The following is a 16,202-nucleotide window of genomic DNA, read 5'->3' on the forward strand; positions in this document are numbered from 1 at the left end:
GAGTGTATCCACAGTGGGATATGTAGCAGGCGAGTACGACGTTATTGTCGTCGGCGCCGGGCATGCAGGCGTTGAAGCTGCGCTTGCGGCTGCGCGTATGGGCTGCGAGACGCTTTTGCTTACCATTAATCTTGATATGATCGCCTTTATGCCTTGCAATCCGTCTGTAGGCGGACCGGCCAAGGGACACGTCGTTCGCGAGATCGATGCGCTAGGCGGAGAGATGGGACGCAATATCGATAAGACTTTTATTCAGATGCGGATGCTGAATACCGGTAAAGGACCGGCTGTGCATGCGCTGCGTGCGCAAGCGGATAAATTTCTGTATCAACATGAGATGAAGGAGACGATTGAGCGGGAGGAGAAGCTGACGCTTCGCCAAGGAATGGCCGAAGAGCTGATCGTCGAAGATGGGATCTGCCGGGGCATCATTACGAAGACTGGTGCGGAGTACCATTCCAAGACGGTGGTCATTACGACGGGCACTTACTTGCGCGGCAAGGTTATCATGGGTGAGCTGATGTATGAGAGCGGTCCGAATAATCAGCAGCCGTCGGTGAAGCTGTCCGAATCGCTGCGGGAGAACGGATTGAAGCTCGTGCGATTCAAGACGGGGACGCCGCCGCGCGTTCACAAGGACACGATCGATTTCTCGAAGACGGAGATTCAACCGGGCGACGACAAGCCCAAGTATTTTTCTTACGAAACGGAATACTCCGAGCGGGCAGGCGAACAGCTGCCATGCTGGCTGACCTACACGTCCGAAGATACGCACAAGATCATTAACGATAACTTGCATCGCGCGCCGATGTTCTCCGGGGCGATCGAGGGGACAGGTCCGCGTTATTGTCCTTCAATCGAAGATAAAATCGTTCGCTTCGCGGATAAGCCCAAGCACCAGATCTTCCTGGAGCCTGAGGGTGCAAACACGAAGGAATATTACGTGCAGGGATTGTCGACGAGCATGCCTGAAGAGGTTCAACTGCAGATTCTGCGATCGATTCCTGGGCTGGAGCAAGTAGAGATGATGCGTACGGGCTATGCGATTGAGTACGATGCGGTTGTGCCGACACAGCTGTGGCCGTCCTTAGAGACAAAGGTTATATCCGGCCTGTTTACGGCAGGACAGATTAACGGCACGTCCGGTTACGAAGAGGCGGCAGGACAAGGCATCATGGCCGGTATCAACGCTGCACGCAAGGCCCAGGACAAGGAACCGGTCATTATCGATCGTTCCCAGGGATATATCGGCGTCATGATCGACGACTTGGTCACAAAAGGAACGAATGAGCCTTATCGTCTGCTCACGTCCCGCGCAGAATATCGCTTGCTTCTCCGTCACGACAACGCGGATCTGCGCCTGACCCCGCTGGGCAAGGAAATCGGCTTGATCTCCGACGCGCGGTTTGCTTTATTCGAAGAGAAGAAGCAGAAGGTAGAGGCGGAGCTCGCGAGACTAAAGGAGATCCGCATCCGACCGGACGAGGCTACGCAAGCACTATTGGCTACGATTGATTCGGCGCCGCTTCAAAACACTGTTGACGGAGTTACGCTGCTTCGCCGGCCAGAAGTCACCTATGCGCATATCGAGGGTTTTTCTCCGTCTCCCGCGATTTTGTCTGAGGATATGAAGGAGCAGGTTGAGATCCAGATCAAGTACACGGGATACATCGAAAAGCAGCTTGCGCAGGTTGAAAAGCTCGCCAAGATGGAAAAGAAGCGCATTCCCGACGATATCGACTATAGCGCGGTGCACGGACTGGCGACTGAAGCCAAGCAGAAGCTGCACCAGATTCGTCCGCTAAATATCGGGCAAGCATCGCGAATCTCCGGCGTCACGCCAGCCGACTTGTCCATTTTGCTCGTACACCTGGAGCATTATAATCGTGTGACGGCAGCCAGGAGCAGCTGATGGCGGACGAACTGCGGCATTGGTTCAGCGAGCGAGTTCAAGCCGACTTGGGGATCGAGCTGAGCGACACTCAACTCATCCAGTATGAGTCGTATTACCGCTTGCTTGTCGAGTGGAACGAGAAGATGAATTTGACGGGAATTACGGAACGAGAAGCCGTTTATGAGAAGCACTTCTACGATTCGTTGACCTTGGGCGTTTTGCCCGAGGCTGTATCGGCTACCAGTATGGCGGACATCGGAGCGGGCGCCGGCTTCCCGTCCATTCCTTTTAAAATCGCGTTTCCCCAACTGGAAGTCACGATTATCGACTCTCTCGCCAAGCGCATCCGTTTCTTACAGGCGGTAGTTGATGAGCTGCAGCTGAGTAATGTTACACTCGTACATGGCAGAGCGGAGGACATTGGTCGATTAAGCGAACACCGCGACCGGTATGACCTCGTCACAGCTCGGGCAGTAGCTCGGCTCGCGGGACTGAACGAGCTTTGCCTTCCCTTTGTTAAAATTGAAGGGCACTTCATAGCAATGAAGGGATCGGATCACACGGCTGAGCTCCAGGAGAGCGCCAGGAGCATACGTCTTCTCAATGCAAAACTTAGATATACGCGCGAGCTTAAATTACCGCTAGAGCAATCCGAGCGTCAGTTGATCGTAATCGGCAAGCTTGGAAAGACGCCAAAAGAATATCCTCGCAAGGCGGGAGTTCCTCTCAAGCAGCCACTTGTTTAATCCCATGTTCCACGTGAAACAAAATCGCCATATTTTCTTGTTTCACGTGGAACAAATCACCCTCTAAACACAGGAAACTCTTTTCAAGAGAAGGATTCAGGCGTACAATAGAGAATATAATATAGTACTGCAAAATCGTCGTGCCGCATATGCGCCTCGGAGGCGTGAAATGGCGGCGCTTTTTTCGTCACTCTGCACCTCCGGCATGGTTGAATCCTTGCCTTTTCTCCATGCAACGGTCACCTAGAAATGATTAGATCGAGCATGAGAATGTCCTGTCCGACGGCGGCTCCTGTCGAAAAATGTGTATAAACAAGTCGTTTTGAAGGCTGCATCAGGCTCTATTAATCTGCTATTGAGTTGCTAGGATTATGGCAGATTGCGTTTACCGGAACCTCATTACAGACGAACGTGGTGGGATGGAAGACATGAGAGAACCGTTATCTCGTTTGTTCGGATTGTCCGAACGGAGCGGCCAGGAAGAAGTTCGGCAGATTGCCGTAGTGGATATCGTCCCGAGCCCTTATCAACCCAGGTCCGTCTTTGATGACGACCGGATCGACGAGCTATGTCAGACGATCAAGACGCTTGGCATCATCCAGCCGATCGTAGTCCGTGTCCGGGATGGAAAATACGAGCTCATAGCGGGAGAACGCCGCTGGCGTGCGGTCACCAAGTTGGGCATGGAACACATCCCGGCGATCGTAAGAGAAATTAACGATTCCCAAGCCGCCTCGATGGCTTTGATCGAAAATCTTCAACGCGAAGGTCTGACTTCAATTGAGGAAGCCGTCGCTTACCAAAAACTGATCGATCTGCATCAGTTGACGCAAGAGAGTTTGGCGCAGCGTCTGGGCAAAAGCCAGTCGACGATCGCCAATAAGATTCGTCTGCTTCAGCTGGGAGAGAATGTTAAGCTGGCGCTGATGGAGCGCAAAATCACGGAACGCCATGCTCGTGCCATGCTGGCGCTGCCGAATGAAGAAGCGCAGGACAAGCTGCTTCAAGAAATCATCGACAAGGAACTGAATGTTAAGCAAACGGAAACTCGCGTCGCTTTTCTACTTGAGGCGAGCAAGCCTGCCAAATCGCGTCGCGTATCCTTTTCTAAGGACATTCGGCTTGCCATCAATACCATAAGACAATCTGTAGATATGGTCACAGGTTCTGGCATCCCGATTAAATCAAGCGAACGCGATATGGACGATCATATTGAAATTGTCATCAAGATACCAAAGAAAAACAACAGCAATCCAAGCTAGTTGGGATTCATGAAAATCCAGCAAGTTAGGCGGCTGACGATGAGGTGAACGGGTTGTCCAAAATTATTGCCATTGCCAATCAAAAGGGCGGTGTCGGCAAAACGACAACGGCTGTCAACCTAGGCGCCTGTCTGTCCACATTGGGACGTAAAGTGCTCATAGTGGACATCGACGCACAGGGCAATACGACAAGCGGTGTCGGCATAAATAAAGCCGATGTGGAATATTGCATCTATGATATCTTAATCAACGAGATCCACCCTAAACAGGCGATTGTGGATACGGCTCTGCCGAATCTGAAGCTCATTCCTGCGACGATTCAACTCGCAGGTGCCGAGATTGAGCTGGTGCCTACCATCTCCCGCGAAGTTCGCCTTAAGAAGGCGCTCGCTATGGTTCGCAATGAATTCGACTATATCCTGATCGACTGCCCGCCGTCATTGGGCATTCTGACGATCAACTCGCTTACAGCTTCCGATTCGGTCATCATTCCGATTCAATGCGAGTATTATGCGCTTGAAGGATTGAGTCAGCTGCTGAATACGATTCGCCTCGTACAGAAGCACCTGAACACCACACTTCAGATCGAAGGCGTACTGCTCACGATGTTCGATGCTCGTACGAATCTGGGCATCCAAGTTATCGAAGAAGTAAAAAAGTACTTTCAACAAAAAGTCTATCAGACGGTTATCCCGCGCAATGTTCGTCTCAGCGAGGCGCCATCGCACGGACAATCGATCATCACATACGATCCTAGATCCAAAGGGGCCGAGGTTTATCTCGAGCTGGCGAAGGAAGTGATTACGTATGAGCAAGCGGCTAGGTAAAGGGCTCGACGCCCTGATCACGTCTTTATCCATCAAGGAAGACGACAAGATCGTAGAGATTCCGTTGGCGCAACTCCGCGCGAATCCCTATCAACCGCGTAAGACGTTTGAAGAAGAAGCAATCAAAGAACTAGCCGAGTCGATTCGCGAGCACGGCGTCATTCAACCGATAATCGTTCGTACGGCTCTCCGCGGTTTTGAGATCATTGCTGGCGAACGTCGATTTAGAGCTTCGCAGCTCCTGGGCAATCCTACGATCCCTGCAGTCGTTCGTGCTTACAGCGATCAACAAGTGATGGAAATTGCACTTATCGAAAATGTACAGCGCGAGGATCTGAACGCGATTGAAGTTGCCATTGCCTATCAATCGATTATGAATCAATTTGCATTAACGCAAGAAGAACTCTCGCTCAAGGTCGGCAAGTCTCGTTCCCACATTGCCAACTTCCTTCGACTTCTCGCACTGCCGGATGAGATCAAAGATCATGTTTCACGTGGAACATTGTCGATGGGACACGCTAGAGCATTGGCGGGAATTAAGGAAGACGCCAAGCGCAAAGATCTGGCGAAGCAGACGCTGGCTAACAATTGGAGCGTCCGCGAGCTGGAGAACGCCGTGCAACAGATGGACGCGGTCGTGAAAGGCAAAACCGTCAAAGCAAAAGCTAAAAAGCGCGACCCATATATTGAGGAGATCGAAGAGACGCTGCGCGAACGGTTCCAGACGACGGTGCGAATCAAGCCGAACAAGGAAAAGGGACGCATCGAACTGGCCTATTTCAGCAAAGGGGATCTGGAACGCTTGCTAGAGATCCTGCAAGCAGTCAAAGCATAAGATCTGCCATCCACGATCGAAGGCTCGTGACGGAGCGGAGAATAAGACGGCTTCGCACTTGGAATGCCAAGAGCGAGGCCGTTTTTGTTCTTAGCGCCATCGCTGAATTGGAATGAACAGATCACCAAAAATAGAAGGTTAGACGAGGAGGCGCACAGATGAAAGAAAAGCCATTGATCTATCTGGACAATGCGGCGACCTCCTGGCCGAAGCCTCCCGGCGTACTGGAAGCCATGGAAAAGGCGATGCGCGAAGCCGCAGCAAATCCGGGCAGGGGCAGTCACGAGATGGCCGTGAAGGCAAGCAGGGTTCTCTTCGAAGGACGCAAGATGCTGGCACGTCTTTTCAAGATTGCGAACCCGAACGATATTGCCTTTATGCTCAATACGACACATGCACTCAATCAATCAATCCAAGGCTTGCTGAAGCCGGGGGATCACGTCGTAACGACGGCAATGGAGCACAACTCTGTCCGGCGCCCGCTTGAGGCATTGAAACGCAAGCTGGGTATTCATGTAACCTATGTATCGGTCGGCGCTGACGGTGTGTTGAATCCTAACGATGTCAGGCAAGCGATCACGCCGGCTACCAAGCTCGTGGCTGTCACACATAGCTCTAATCTTCTCGGAACGATAGCCCCCGTCGGCGACATCGGCGCCGTCACGCGAGCGGCCGGCGTACCGCTGCTTGTCGACGCGGCGCAAAGTGCGGGCGTGCTTGAGATCGATGTGGAAGCTATGAATATCGATCTGCTGGCCTTCCCGGGACATAAGGGACTCATGGGTCCACAGGGGACAGGAGGACTGTACATCCGACCTGAGCTGGATCTGGAACCCTTGATGCACGGAGGCACGGGGAGTCGCTCAGAATCGCCTGAGCAGCCTTCTACTAGGCCGGATAGATATGAGGCTGGCACGCCCAACACGGTCGGCATAGCAGGCCTTACGGAGGGCGTACGCTACGTCTTGGGAGAGACGGTGGAGCGGATACATGCCAAAGAGCTAAGTTTGACCCGGGAGCTTATGACAGGACTCTCGGTGATTCCAGGCGTGCGTATATTGGGTCCTGGTCCGGAGATTGAGCGAACGGCGATCGTCGCTTTTACGTTGGAGGGCGTCGATCCTTCCGAGATGGCATTCTTGTTGGACCGTCAGTTCGGCATCGCCGTCCGGTCCGGATTCCACTGCACGCCGCTCGGACATGAGAGCGCAGGGACAACGGAAACGGGAGCGGTAAGAGCCAGCCCGGGATATTTTACGGAGCATTCGGATATTGTATCGTTGGTAGAAGCCGTGCAAGAAATTGGACAAACGTTGCGGGCATAAGGACTGCAGAATGGCGGACGGTGGTTCTGCACCCGCGGGACCGACCCGATCCGGAGAGCGGAGGAGCAATCGAGCGTGAACGGGATGGACGAAGATGCAAGCTTGGCGGCGCTTGGCGGCGCCGGCATATTGATTATTATATTGTTGATCTGGGTCCTTATCTTAAGCATCAAACTGTCGAAGCTCGCACGGGCGCAACGGAGAATGATTGGCGAGACCGGCGTGCCGCAGCTCGAAGATGTTCTCATGAAGGTTCACGATCGAATGGCTGACGTGCAGGCCAAGCAAGCTGTGCAGGAAGCGACGATGGCGAATCAGGAAAAACGCCTGGCGACACTCAAGGGGCGCGTAGGCGTTCACCGTTTCAATGCATTCTCCGATCAAGGCGGAGAGATCAGCTTTGCGGTCGCGATCGTCAACGAAGAGCAGGATGGCGTCGTTCTGACGGGCATTCACAGCCGCGAGCAGACCTTCCTGTATGCGAAGCCGTTGTCCGGAGGAGAGTCGAGCTATCCTTTGACGCCGGAGGAGAAGGCCGCAATCAGTCAGGCAGCGCGTAAGGAATAGAGACTCCGCGAATATTGCGAATGGCGGTGGAGATGCAGCCGGCGATGATGTCGGCCATCTTCACGACCAGATTGAGTCTCGTATTTTGAAGAACGAAGTATTCCATAAATCCGCCAACGTTTACGATGCCCGTCATATGAATATCGCCGACCGGGGGCAAGTCCTTGTTCACGCCGGCGCCCGGACGTACGGGACCCGAAGCAAGATGGATACAGCCGACGCTCGCAACTTGTCCGAGACAGGCGTCGATGGCGATTACATAAGGCTGCTTGGAGTTGCGCATGATCTTGTACAGCGTCTCGCTCAAATTCATCGCGTGTACGGGTTCGTCAAGGGTCCCGTACAGATCGAACAAGCCCTGAGCATGTCTAGCGAGCGTCGTCCCTACGAGCGGGCCGAGCGCGTCGCCCGTGGACCTGTCGGTGCCGACGCAGACGACGACGATCTGCCGGTCGGAGGGAAGGTGAAGCAGCTCTCGCGTGAGCCGCTCGGACAGCCGCTGCATCACGGCAGGTTCGTTGTAGGGTATTTTCAAAGAGAGCGCGGTGGCTTCCGCCGCATAGCCGGCCCTTTTATCCCAAGCGCCATTCATTCGTCCGCTTCGCCTCCTCCGTGGAATAGTAGTAGTATATGGACGAGAGGGGCATTTTATACTTGTTCGGACAGCGTGCTAGCAACCGATGCAAGAAGAGGGAGAGGCCATGGATCCATTGTTGATCGCGTTCGACTCTACGCAGCAGGCACTTCGGGCCGAGATGCTGCTTGAATATGCGGAGGTAGAGATCGATATCCGGCCGACGCCGAAGGAGATCACGGCGGGTTGTGCGCTGTCGATCGAATTCCCCGGCGAGGCGCTGGAACAAGTCAAAGAAATCATCGCTGAAGAAAAGGTGGAGATCCGCGGCTTGTTCAGACCTTCAGGAAGCGGCTACGAACGAATCGACTAGAGAGGTGGAGAGAGGATGGCCGGATATCCACAAGCGTTTTTGCTGGAAGGTGCCGGGGAGACGATTGAAAAAAAGCTAACGCTTTGGCAGCAATTCGTAAACGATATATGGGATTCGCTAAGCGATACCCACATGTGGATGGGCGTGCTCAAGGTTGTTCTGCGGATTCTGGTTATCCTCATCGTCAGCCGGATTATTCGCATCGTAATTAATCGCCTTGTTGATAACTTTATGAATCCCAAAGCATCAAGGCGACTCAAGCTCAGAACTAGAAGGGTTCAGACAGTGGGCAAGCTGCTCAAAAACGCAGCGACCTATATTATTAATTTTATCGTTCTGCTGCTCGTGCTGAACGAATTCAATATTAATCTTGCGCCGCTGCTCGCGGGAGCGGGTGTGATCGGACTGGCGATCGGCTTTGGCGCCCAGAGCTTGGTGAAGGACGTAATTACGGGATTTTTCGTGATCCTCGAGGATCATTTCTCGGTCGGCGACGTGATCGAGGTTGGGGGCAAGTTCAAAGGGACGGTCGAAATGATCGGTCTGCGCGCGACGCGGATCCGCAGCTGGACCGGTGAGGTATACATCCTGCCGAACGGCAACATCTCGGATGTCACGAATTATTCGGTCAACAATGCGCTGGCCGTCGTGGACGTGTCCGTAGCGGCGACTGAGAACCTAGATCATATGGCGGAGATCGTCAAAAATGCTGCCGCAAAGTTCGAAGATACGAATATCGTAGGCAGGGCGGAGTTTCTCGGCATACAATCGGTAACCGCAAGCGACGTGATCCTGCGACTGACGGTGCTGTGCCGGCCCAATACACAGGCAACCGTATCCAGGCATCTGAATGCGGAGGTTAAGAAGGCATTCGAAGCCGCGGGCATTCCGCGTTATTATTCGATCGAGGCCATGGAGAGGGCGGGGAGTTAACGGATGGAAAGGAAGGAATTCGGACTCGGCGACATCGTGCAGATGAAGAAGCCGCATCCCTGCGGCGCCAACGAGATGGAGATCATCCGCATGGGCATGGACATCCGCATCAAGTGCGTCAAGTGCAAGCACAGCATCCTTCTGCCTCGGGCGAAGTTCGAGAAAAGCATGAAAAAAATGCTTCAGGCAGCGCCGCGTGAAGATACGGATGTACCCGAGAAAGAGACGGAATAAGTTTGTACAACTAGATCGGTAAATCAGCTCCAAATCAGACCGCAAAACAGGGTTGCAAGTTGTCCGAAGTTGTGATACGATATTCCTTGCTGCGGAGAGGTACCCAAGTGGTCCAAGGGGGTTGACTCGAAATCATCTAGGCGTCGCAAGGCGTGCGTGGGTTCGAATCCCACCCTCTCCGCCATACTTAACAGCTCAAGCGGTTTCCTTTCGGGAGCCGCTTTTTTGATGCATCAGAAAGCATAAGTTTGGCGACGATTATACGCGTACGCAGGCCCATTGGAAGGGCTGAGCTGGCGGACTACCCATTAAAAGGCGTTGCGCACGAATCAAGCTGCTGATGTCCGCAACCCTAAAGAGGATCATCAGCGCTAACGCCGCTGCGATAATAGGAAGAGACCCGAAATTCACCATCCGGGTCTCTTCTTATTCATACAGATTCATACAGCGCGGATCATCTTCTTCTCATCGGAATTACCTCGATCTTGCAAGCAGGGTCGATGGAGCGGGCGATCCGGGAGAGCGCGACGGCTTCGATTCGGAACACGGGATAGCCGAAAGTATCGCCGTGCGCCCATACACGTTTTAAGTTGAGCTGTGCCGAGATCGCCTCTTGAATATCCGCTGCCTGACAGCTGGTCACGCATGCCATACGGCTAAGGGACAATCCAAGCGGCGGGAATCGAGTGGCTTTGCTGGAAATATCCATCGCTTGTCCTCCTGATCGTGAAGAGATGGTAGGCTCTTAAATCGGGATTCTTAAGGATATGGCCATTACGCTAGGCTGCCTGGTTATCTGCCGATCGGTTCCACCTGAACAATTTCCCGAGCAGCTTGTGGATGTGCTTCGATTCCTTGGTGAGAAGCGGACCTAGAATAGCCAGGATGAGCACATAAAGGGCGGCAAAAGGCTGAAGAACGACGAGCAGTCCGCCGGCTTTCGCCATGTTAGCCATAATGATCGAAAATTCTCCGCGCGCAACGATCGTCAAGCCGACATTGGAGGATGCCTTGCTCGACAGGCCCGCGCTGCGGCCCGCCAGAAGGCCGGCGGCATAGTTGCCGATCAGCGTAACTACAACGGCGCCCAAGGACAGCCACAGCGCGTCTCCGAGCGTTAGCGGATCGATCGTTAAGCCGAAGCTGAAGAAGAATATCGCGCCAAAAAAATCGCGGAAGGGCAATATGAAATGCTCGATTCGCTTGATATGCTCGGTCTCCGCCAGTACCAGGCCGAACAGCAGCGCGCCGATCGCTTCTGCGACGTGGATCGTCTCGGAGAAGCCTGCGACGAGGAACAGTCCGCCGAACACGATCAGGCCGAACAATTCGTTGGACCGGACGTTCAGCGCCTTGTTCAGAAGCGGCACGCACTTTCGTCCGACGACCAGCATGAAGAGCATGAATGCGAAGGCGATGCCCGCCGAAGCGAGGACGCCCCAGACCGAGGAGGAATCGCTCAGGACGAGACCGGACAGGATGGAAATATAGACGGCGAGAAAAACGTCCTCAAACATAATGATGCCCAAGATGAGTTCGGTCTCTGCATTCGCCGTGCGTTTGAGATCGACGAGAACTTTGGCGACGATCGCGCTGGAAGAGATCGTGGTGATGCCTGCCATAACCAGCGTCTCGGCCAGAGGGAAGCCCGTCACGAAGCCATAACCCAAGCCAAGCGTGAAGTTGATCGCGATATAGATCGTGCCGCCGAACGCGATCGACTTGCCCGATTTGAGCAACCGGCCGACGGAAAACTCGAGGCCGAGATAGAAGAGGAGAAACAGCACGCCGATTCTCCCCATGAACTCGATGAGCGAAGCGCTCTCGATGAAGCGGAAGTCGAGATGCCAGAGCTTAAAAGAGTGGGGACCTACGGCCATGCCGATCAGGATGTAAAACGGAATGACGGAAAAACGCAGCTTGGCGGAGATGAGTCCAGCCAGGGCGATCAGGGCTACGGCCAAGCCGACTTCAAGCACGAGATGGTCCATATTAAGCCTCCCCGCCGGTCAGGATGCTTTTGAGCGCCTTCAGGTTTTCCCGCTCGCCGGCCGCGATAAGCATGGAGTCGGCTTTAAGCACGAAGTCCGGGCCTGGCGTAATGTGCTTGGAATGATCTCTCTCTACGATCGCGATGACCGTGGCGCCGGACCGCCGGCGAATCTCGAGGTCGCCGATCGAGACGCCTACGCAGGGGCTGCGGGGCTCTAGCTTGAACCACTCGATAACGAGGTCGTTCAGCGCGATCTCGATCGATTCGAGCATGCGAGGCTTATAGGTCATGCCGCCGACGATTGCAGCGATCGAACGGGCCTCTTCGTCGTCGAGCGTGATCATGGAGATGCTGTCTTCGGGGTCTTCATATTCGAAATGATAAAGCTCGCGACGTCCGTCGTCGTGAATGACGACAACGAGCCGGTCGCCGCTGCGGGTGAGGATTCGGTACTTTCGGCCGACGCCGGGCAGATCCGTCTCTCGGATATCCATGGACAACATCCTTTCTGCGTACAAAAATTCAATGCTATGAGGAACCGTCGCAAATGAACTGCCGAAAAATCGGCAGGCGCGGGATGGAGCGAAGAATCGTGAAAGAAAATGGAGAAAGCGCAGGTTGGCGGATCACAGGTAATGGCGGGTAGCAGAGATGGGCAGGCCACAGCGACTGGCAGGCCACAGCGACTGGCAGGCCACAGCGACAGGCAGGCCACAGCGACAGGCAGGTCTCAGAGATGGGTAGGTCTCAGAGATGAGCAGGTCTCAGATACGGGCAGGCCGCAAAGACGGGCAGATCAAAATACACGCGGCCTCGAATCGAAGCGCGAGCTATGCTGCCCGGAGGACGAACTAGGAGACGTACGTGGAGGAAAATTGAAGCGGACGCAGCAAGCGCCGGCGCAGCAGAACATGCACCGAAGCGATGTGCGCGCGGTGATGGGCAGGAAGACGGTAAGGCAATCTGGAGGTGCGGACGATAAGAGCGAACAAAAGGAACAAAAGAGGGGCACCCGGCCGCGGCTTGGCAGTGGCGGGATCAGGCGTACGGGTTTGCACATGCGTATGGAATTCGGTACCGCGAAGACCCGCAGCTGCGGATTCGCCGGCTGTGGACTCTAAGGTAGGGGTGGGCGTAGAGAAGATCATGAATACGGCTAGCAGCAGCCAAGCGATCAGATCGCCGGCAGAGCGCGTCGGATTCATTTTAGTCATCGGCAGCCCCCCTTTTAACAATAACTTAACCATAGTTTAGCACAGTTTAACCGTTGGTATCAAAACGAAAGCTTGAGGGGTTGTCCGCTGCCGTCTCCAAGACGATAAGCGCATAAATGACGAAAGACCCCTTGCGGGGTCCTCCGGGCGACGTTAATCGAAGCTGGACTTCCTGTCGTGCGTGACGTTGCCGGTTCATCCCGGCGCTTCGGCTACTTGAAGGTTCGCTAACGCGATAACGTGTATTGCAAGACCATGTCTGCGACACAACCCCTCGCTTCCTACTCCGTCTTCGACGTTCCTCCTGCGGGTTGTTGCCTGCAAAGGTTCAACGGAACCAACACCTCTCTGTTCGTCGCCGGTAATTAGAATGTCCGCCTTCGGGGTTCGATATACGCGCCGCTTTAAAATTGCTTCACCTTTTTCCACTTGCGGTTGTGATTCGTGGTCTCCGGGAACCGCTCGCCCTTCTCCAGCTTGACATGCTTCGGATCCTCGATGTTCATGTGAAAAGCGTCTTCGCCGACTTCCATGTAATGACCGTCGTTCGGCGCGCGGTCGCCCGGCTCGAACTGCGTTTGTTCACCCATCTGATGATCACCTCCAGGCCTTAGTGTTGCGGGAAAAACCTTGCGGTATGCGGGCGAATGTGATAAAGTATTCAGGTATGCGATAAAAAGGCATACTCCTTGCTCCTCAGCCGTGGACAGGTTCCGCGGTATCGAATTGGGGGGCCAAAGACCAAAAGGAGGTAACGAAGATGCGCAACTACGAGTTGATGTACATCATTCGTCCGGACGTGGACCAAGAGTCCGTTCAAGCTGTCACGGAGAAATTCCAGGGCATCATCGCGAACGGCGGCGAGCTCACGAAGCACGAGGTACAAGGCAAGAAGCGCCTCGCTTATGAGATCAACAAGCACCGCGACGGGACGTATGTGCTGGTTCACTTCACGGCCGAGCCGGCTGTGGTCACCGAACTGGAACGCGTACTCAAGATCACGGACGAAGTCATTCGTCACATCGTCGTACGCGATGTCGCTTAAGGCAGTCGCTTAAGTCAGCACAGCACGCAATACCCGGCGGTTAACGCCGTTCAAGTCGTCACTCGCAGGAGGGGACCGAAGATGTTGAACCGTGTTATTCTGATCGGACGCTTAACCAAAGATCCCGAGCTTCGCTACACGCCTGCAGGCGTGGCCGTAGCCCAATTTACGCTGGCTGTAGACCGCCCGTTCTCCCGCGATTCCGGCGGGGGCGAACGCGAACGCGAGGCGGACTTCATTCCTGTCGTCACTTGGCGCCAACTGGCGGAGACGTGCGCGAACTACCTTCGGAAGGGCCGTCTGGCCGCCGTCGAGGGGCGCATTCAAGTGCGCAACTACGAGAATAACGAAGGTCGCCGCGTCTATGTCACCGAAGTCATCGCAGACAACGTACGCTTCCTCGAATCGCCGAACCGCGAAGGCGGATCGCAAGGACGGGACGAGTACGGCGGAGGCGGTAACGGTGGTGGCGGCGGCAATAGCGGCGGAGGATACGGCGGTGGCGGCGGGTACGGCGGAGGCAACTCCGGCGGCGGCCGCAGCTCCGGCTCCAGAGGCGGCAACAACCAATCGGATCCATTCGCGGACGACGGCAAGCCGATCGATATATCGGACGATGATTTGCCATTCTAAGACAGGGAAGGACGGTACTATAAATGAGCGAACAACAAGCACCAGCCGCTCGTGAAGAGCGCACGTATACGCCCCGCGAGAACCGCGGACCGGGCGGAGGCGGCGATCGCGAACAACGCGAGCCCCGCAAGTTCCGTCGCGGACGCAACAAGCGCCGCAAAGTTTGCTACTTCACGGTTAACAAGATTACGCACGTCGACTACAAGGACCTGGACCTGCTCCGCAAGTTCATCTCCGAGCGCGGCAAGATCCTGCCTCGCCGTGTGACGGGCACGAAGGCCAAGTACCAACGCATGCTGACGGTTGCGATCAAGCGCTCCCGCCAAATGGCGCTGCTGCCTTACACCACCGACTGAGTCGGGTGACCGTATAGGCTGCGTTCAAGCCAGGGCTATGTCCTCCATAAGGGCATAGCCCTTTTTATATGCATTTTCCAGGATTAAGATAAAAATCCCCGACTTCTGCAATTGCAGCAGAATCGGGGATTTGCTTGTTTTGAGAGTAATTTACGCTGTATGGGTAAGGGCTTAATGACGTATACTGCTTATGTAAAAACGATGGTCGTACAATTATAGTTGTACGACATAGGGCCTAATTTTATACCAAAAAAAACAAAATCCTACAATACATTATAGGACAATAGACATAATCCGACAATATATATTGCAGCAAACCATAAAAAAGATTATTTCTCCTCGCTCGCCAATCCCGTTATGCTTTCCTCGACAAATTCGGTAGCTGATTTCTTAATTTGCTCGACCGTATGGAGATACCGCTGAGTCGTGTTGATATGCGTATGCCCCAAAGTCTCCTGTACTTGCTGAAGCGAAGCGCCGCCGAGCAGGGCGAGCGTCGCGCTTGTATGCCGGAGCCAATGCGGCGTAGGGGTTTTACCGTGCAGAACTGTCGAGGCAGCTTTAATAATACGTTCAATGTGCCTCGGAGACAGATTAAATAGCTTAGAAGACACGCCTTCCCCGTATATCCCGTCGGCACCCGATTTCATATATTCGGACAGGTGCTTCCATAGTTGGCTTGGCACCTTGATCTCTCTGCTTTTCCCGCCTTTTCCCGCGATAACTGTCAGCCATACCGTTGTTTCCGAGGGATTAAAGTGAAAGTGCGAATGCCGAATGGCCGCTAATTCGGAAATCCGCAGCCCGAGCGTAGCCAGGCAGAGACCGATTAAATAATTGCGGATGCTTTGAGCCCGAAGCGCGTTCAGAAGGATTTGGAGTTCTTCGAGCGTCAGAAAGTGGCGGGCGCTCGTTACTTTTACGGAAGGAAGCTTCACGGAAGTCGTTGGGTTTTTAAGAAAGACGCCGATATTGGGATCGCTTCCCCATTTGTAAAGCGATTTTAGCGGTGCAATAAGAGCAGCTACGCTTGCCGCCGATAACGGTTTTTTGGTGCGATTCAGCGTTCCTCGGGTCAAACCCAGCTTAAATAATTCAATATCCCTCCATGTAACCTTAGATAAAGAAGTTTCGCCTAAAAACTCCCGGAATTGTTGAATCGCCCTGCGGTAATTCCGCTGCGTATGGATCGATTTTTCAAAGAGAGACAAAAAAATATCAACAACAGCATGATCATCCATCGTTTGCACGCCACTCGATTCATCTTCGGTCAAGGTCGCTGAAGCGTATTCCAACATACATAGCCTTCCTTTCATGGGTCGTACAACTATAATTGTCCGACGTTTGTATCGTATCTGATAAACAAAAAGGGAGGAGAATTGAAGAACGAA

Annotated in this window: 20 protein-coding genes and 1 tRNA gene; 14 read left to right on the plus strand and 7 right to left on the minus strand. The window is 54.0% G+C overall.

Translation table 11 applies throughout. The annotated features are described in order from the left end of the window. Nucleotides 1–13 precede the first annotated feature (13 nt). The 7 genes from mnmG to KB449_RS31345 all read left to right on the plus strand — a co-directional run bounded on the left by mnmG (nucleotide 14) and on the right by KB449_RS31345 (nucleotide 7,456). On the plus strand, nucleotides 14–1,912 hold the full coding sequence (gene mnmG, locus KB449_RS31315; RefSeq protein WP_282912089.1) for a tRNA uridine-5-carboxymethylaminomethyl(34) synthesis enzyme MnmG: 1,899 nt from the start codon (nucleotides 14–16) through the stop codon (nucleotides 1,910–1,912). After that, on the plus strand, nucleotides 1,912–2,640 hold the full coding sequence (rsmG, locus tag KB449_RS31320) for a 16S rRNA (guanine(527)-N(7))-methyltransferase RsmG (RefSeq protein WP_282912090.1): 729 nt from the start codon (nucleotides 1,912–1,914) through the stop codon (nucleotides 2,638–2,640). The genes mnmG and rsmG overlap by 1 nt, the downstream gene beginning before the upstream one ends. Before the next feature lie 428 nt (nucleotides 2,641–3,068). Continuing rightward, on the plus strand, nucleotides 3,069–3,902 hold the full coding sequence (gene noc / locus KB449_RS31325; RefSeq protein ID WP_282912091.1) for a nucleoid occlusion protein: 834 nt from the start codon (nucleotides 3,069–3,071) through the stop codon (nucleotides 3,900–3,902). A gap of 53 nt (nucleotides 3,903–3,955) precedes the next feature. Further along, on the plus strand, nucleotides 3,956–4,729 hold the full coding sequence (locus KB449_RS31330) for a ParA family protein (RefSeq protein WP_282912092.1): 774 nt from the start codon (nucleotides 3,956–3,958) through the stop codon (nucleotides 4,727–4,729). After that, on the plus strand, nucleotides 4,710–5,564 hold the full coding sequence (locus tag KB449_RS31335) for a ParB/RepB/Spo0J family partition protein (RefSeq protein WP_282912093.1): 855 nt from the start codon (nucleotides 4,710–4,712) through the stop codon (nucleotides 5,562–5,564). The genes KB449_RS31330 and KB449_RS31335 overlap by 20 nt, the downstream gene beginning before the upstream one ends. Nucleotides 5,565–5,722: 158 nt before the next feature. Beyond that, nucleotides 5,723–6,889 (plus strand): aminotransferase class V-fold PLP-dependent enzyme, encoded by a 1,167-nt coding sequence (locus KB449_RS31340; RefSeq protein WP_282912094.1) that lies wholly within the window; start codon nucleotides 5,723–5,725, stop codon nucleotides 6,887–6,889. An 84-nt stretch (nucleotides 6,890–6,973) separates the two neighbouring features. Further along, nucleotides 6,974–7,456, plus strand: coding sequence for a DUF4446 family protein (locus tag KB449_RS31345; RefSeq protein ID WP_282912953.1), 483 nt, complete (start codon nucleotides 6,974–6,976; stop codon nucleotides 7,454–7,456). On the opposite strand, the gene yyaC is transcribed toward KB449_RS31345, so the two are convergent. After that, entirely contained in the window at nucleotides 7,431–8,048 is a 618-nt protein-coding gene (yyaC, locus tag KB449_RS31350; protein ID WP_434082535.1) for a spore protease YyaC, read from the minus strand. The genes KB449_RS31345 and yyaC overlap by 26 nt on opposite strands. A 109-nt stretch (nucleotides 8,049–8,157) precedes the next feature. Here yyaC and KB449_RS31355 point away from each other — a divergent pair, with 109 nt between their 5' ends. From KB449_RS31355 to KB449_RS31370, 4 genes are all read left to right on the plus strand, one after another. Next, on the plus strand, nucleotides 8,158–8,403 hold the full coding sequence (locus KB449_RS31355) for a putative Se/S carrier protein (protein WP_282912095.1): 246 nt from the start codon (nucleotides 8,158–8,160) through the stop codon (nucleotides 8,401–8,403). A gap of 15 nt (nucleotides 8,404–8,418) precedes the next feature. Further along, on the plus strand, nucleotides 8,419–9,336 hold the full coding sequence (locus KB449_RS31360; protein ID WP_282912096.1) for a mechanosensitive ion channel family protein: 918 nt from the start codon (nucleotides 8,419–8,421) through the stop codon (nucleotides 9,334–9,336). A gap of 3 nt (nucleotides 9,337–9,339) precedes the next feature. Continuing rightward, a complete protein-coding gene (locus KB449_RS31365; protein WP_282912097.1) occupies nucleotides 9,340–9,570 on the plus strand; it encodes a DUF951 domain-containing protein in 231 nt (76 codons plus the stop codon). Nucleotides 9,571–9,663: 93 nt separating this feature from the next. Further along, nucleotides 9,664–9,754, plus strand: a tRNA-Ser gene (locus KB449_RS31370). 270 nt (nucleotides 9,755–10,024) lie between these two features. Here the strand turns inward: KB449_RS31370 and KB449_RS31375 are convergent. The 5 genes from KB449_RS31375 to KB449_RS31395 all read right to left on the minus strand — a co-directional run bounded on the left by KB449_RS31375 (nucleotide 10,025) and on the right by KB449_RS31395 (nucleotide 13,367). Beyond that, nucleotides 10,025–10,279 (minus strand): hypothetical protein, encoded by a 255-nt coding sequence (locus KB449_RS31375; RefSeq protein ID WP_282912098.1) that lies wholly within the window; start codon nucleotides 10,277–10,279, stop codon nucleotides 10,025–10,027. A gap of 70 nt (nucleotides 10,280–10,349) precedes the next feature. Further along, nucleotides 10,350–11,561, minus strand: a complete 1,212-nt coding sequence (locus KB449_RS31380; protein ID WP_282912099.1) for a cation:proton antiporter — start codon at nucleotides 11,559–11,561, stop codon at nucleotides 10,350–10,352. A gap of 1 nt (nucleotide 11,562) precedes the next feature. Beyond that, on the minus strand, nucleotides 11,563–12,057 hold the full coding sequence (locus KB449_RS31385) for a cation:proton antiporter regulatory subunit (RefSeq protein ID WP_282912100.1): 495 nt from the start codon (nucleotides 12,055–12,057) through the stop codon (nucleotides 11,563–11,565). A gap of 357 nt (nucleotides 12,058–12,414) precedes the next feature. Beyond that, nucleotides 12,415–12,777: a hypothetical protein gene (locus KB449_RS31390; protein WP_282912101.1), complete on the minus strand. Its 363-nt coding sequence runs from the start codon at nucleotides 12,775–12,777 to the stop codon at nucleotides 12,415–12,417. 404 nt (nucleotides 12,778–13,181) lie between these two features. Beyond that, complete coding sequence (locus KB449_RS31395) at nucleotides 13,182–13,367, minus strand: YjzC family protein (protein WP_282912102.1); 186 nt, start codon at nucleotides 13,365–13,367, stop codon at nucleotides 13,182–13,184. Nucleotides 13,368–13,537: 170 nt separating this feature from the next. Here KB449_RS31395 and rpsF point away from each other — a divergent pair, with 170 nt between their 5' ends. The 3 genes from rpsF (at nucleotide 13,538) to rpsR (ending at nucleotide 14,811) form a co-directional block, all read left to right on the plus strand. After that, nucleotides 13,538–13,822 carry a 30S ribosomal protein S6 gene (gene rpsF / locus KB449_RS31400; protein ID WP_271751162.1) on the plus strand — a complete coding sequence of 95 codons (285 nt, stop codon included), beginning with the start codon at nucleotides 13,538–13,540 and terminating at the stop codon, nucleotides 13,820–13,822. Nucleotides 13,823–13,903: 81 nt separating this feature from the next. After that, complete coding sequence (gene ssb / locus KB449_RS31405) at nucleotides 13,904–14,455, plus strand: single-stranded DNA-binding protein (RefSeq protein ID WP_282912103.1); 552 nt, start codon at nucleotides 13,904–13,906, stop codon at nucleotides 14,453–14,455. A 23-nt stretch (nucleotides 14,456–14,478) separates the two neighbouring features. Further along, nucleotides 14,479–14,811, plus strand: a complete 333-nt coding sequence (gene rpsR, locus KB449_RS31410; protein ID WP_217596509.1) for a 30S ribosomal protein S18 — start codon at nucleotides 14,479–14,481, stop codon at nucleotides 14,809–14,811. Between the two features lie 329 nt (nucleotides 14,812–15,140). Here the strand turns inward: rpsR and KB449_RS31415 are convergent, their stop codons facing one another. Then, the gene (locus tag KB449_RS31415; protein ID WP_282912104.1) at nucleotides 15,141–16,109 is read right to left on the minus strand and encodes a tyrosine-type recombinase/integrase; all 969 of its coding nucleotides are present in this window, start codon (nucleotides 16,107–16,109) and stop codon (nucleotides 15,141–15,143) included. Nucleotides 16,110–16,202 lie beyond the last annotated feature (93 nt).

The sequence above is a fragment of the Cohnella hashimotonis genome (assembly GCF_030014955.1).
In the GTDB taxonomy this organism is placed as follows: Bacteria; Bacillota; Bacilli; order Paenibacillales; family Paenibacillaceae; genus Cohnella; species Cohnella hashimotonis.

Bases quoted from the DNA above. Each gene is read 5' to 3' on its own strand.
- rsmG (WP_282912090.1), top strand. From the start codon at position 1,912: ATGGCGGACGAACTGCGGCATTGGTTCAGCGAGCGAGTTCAAGCCGAC.
- noc (WP_282912091.1), top strand. From the start codon at position 3,069: ATGAGAGAACCGTTATCTCGTTTGTTCGGATTGTCCGAACGGAGCGGC.
- KB449_RS31335 (WP_282912093.1), top strand. From the start codon at position 4,710: ATGAGCAAGCGGCTAGGTAAAGGGCTCGACGCCCTGATCACGTCTTTA.
- KB449_RS31340 (WP_282912094.1), top strand. From the start codon at position 5,723: ATGAAAGAAAAGCCATTGATCTATCTGGACAATGCGGCGACCTCCTGG.
- KB449_RS31345 (WP_282912953.1), top strand. From the start codon at position 6,974: ATGGACGAAGATGCAAGCTTGGCGGCGCTTGGCGGCGCCGGCATATTG.
- yyaC (WP_434082535.1), bottom strand. From the start codon at position 8,048: ATGAATGGCGCTTGGGATAAAAGGGCCGGCTATGCGGCGGAAGCCACC.
- KB449_RS31355 (WP_282912095.1), top strand. From the start codon at position 8,158: ATGGATCCATTGTTGATCGCGTTCGACTCTACGCAGCAGGCACTTCGG.
- KB449_RS31360 (WP_282912096.1), top strand. From the start codon at position 8,419: ATGGCCGGATATCCACAAGCGTTTTTGCTGGAAGGTGCCGGGGAGACG.
- KB449_RS31365 (WP_282912097.1), top strand. From the start codon at position 9,340: ATGGAAAGGAAGGAATTCGGACTCGGCGACATCGTGCAGATGAAGAAG.
- KB449_RS31375 (WP_282912098.1), bottom strand. From the start codon at position 10,279: ATGGATATTTCCAGCAAAGCCACTCGATTCCCGCCGCTTGGATTGTCC.
- KB449_RS31380 (WP_282912099.1), bottom strand. From the start codon at position 11,561: ATGGACCATCTCGTGCTTGAAGTCGGCTTGGCCGTAGCCCTGATCGCC.
- KB449_RS31385 (WP_282912100.1), bottom strand. From the start codon at position 12,057: ATGGATATCCGAGAGACGGATCTGCCCGGCGTCGGCCGAAAGTACCGA.
- KB449_RS31390 (WP_282912101.1), bottom strand. From the start codon at position 12,777: ATGACTAAAATGAATCCGACGCGCTCTGCCGGCGATCTGATCGCTTGG.
- KB449_RS31395 (WP_282912102.1), bottom strand. From the start codon at position 13,367: ATGGGTGAACAAACGCAGTTCGAGCCGGGCGACCGCGCGCCGAACGAC.
- rpsF (WP_271751162.1), top strand. From the start codon at position 13,538: ATGCGCAACTACGAGTTGATGTACATCATTCGTCCGGACGTGGACCAA.
- ssb (WP_282912103.1), top strand. From the start codon at position 13,904: ATGTTGAACCGTGTTATTCTGATCGGACGCTTAACCAAAGATCCCGAG.
- rpsR (WP_217596509.1), top strand. From the start codon at position 14,479: ATGAGCGAACAACAAGCACCAGCCGCTCGTGAAGAGCGCACGTATACG.
- KB449_RS31415 (WP_282912104.1), bottom strand. From the start codon at position 16,109: ATGTTGGAATACGCTTCAGCGACCTTGACCGAAGATGAATCGAGTGGC.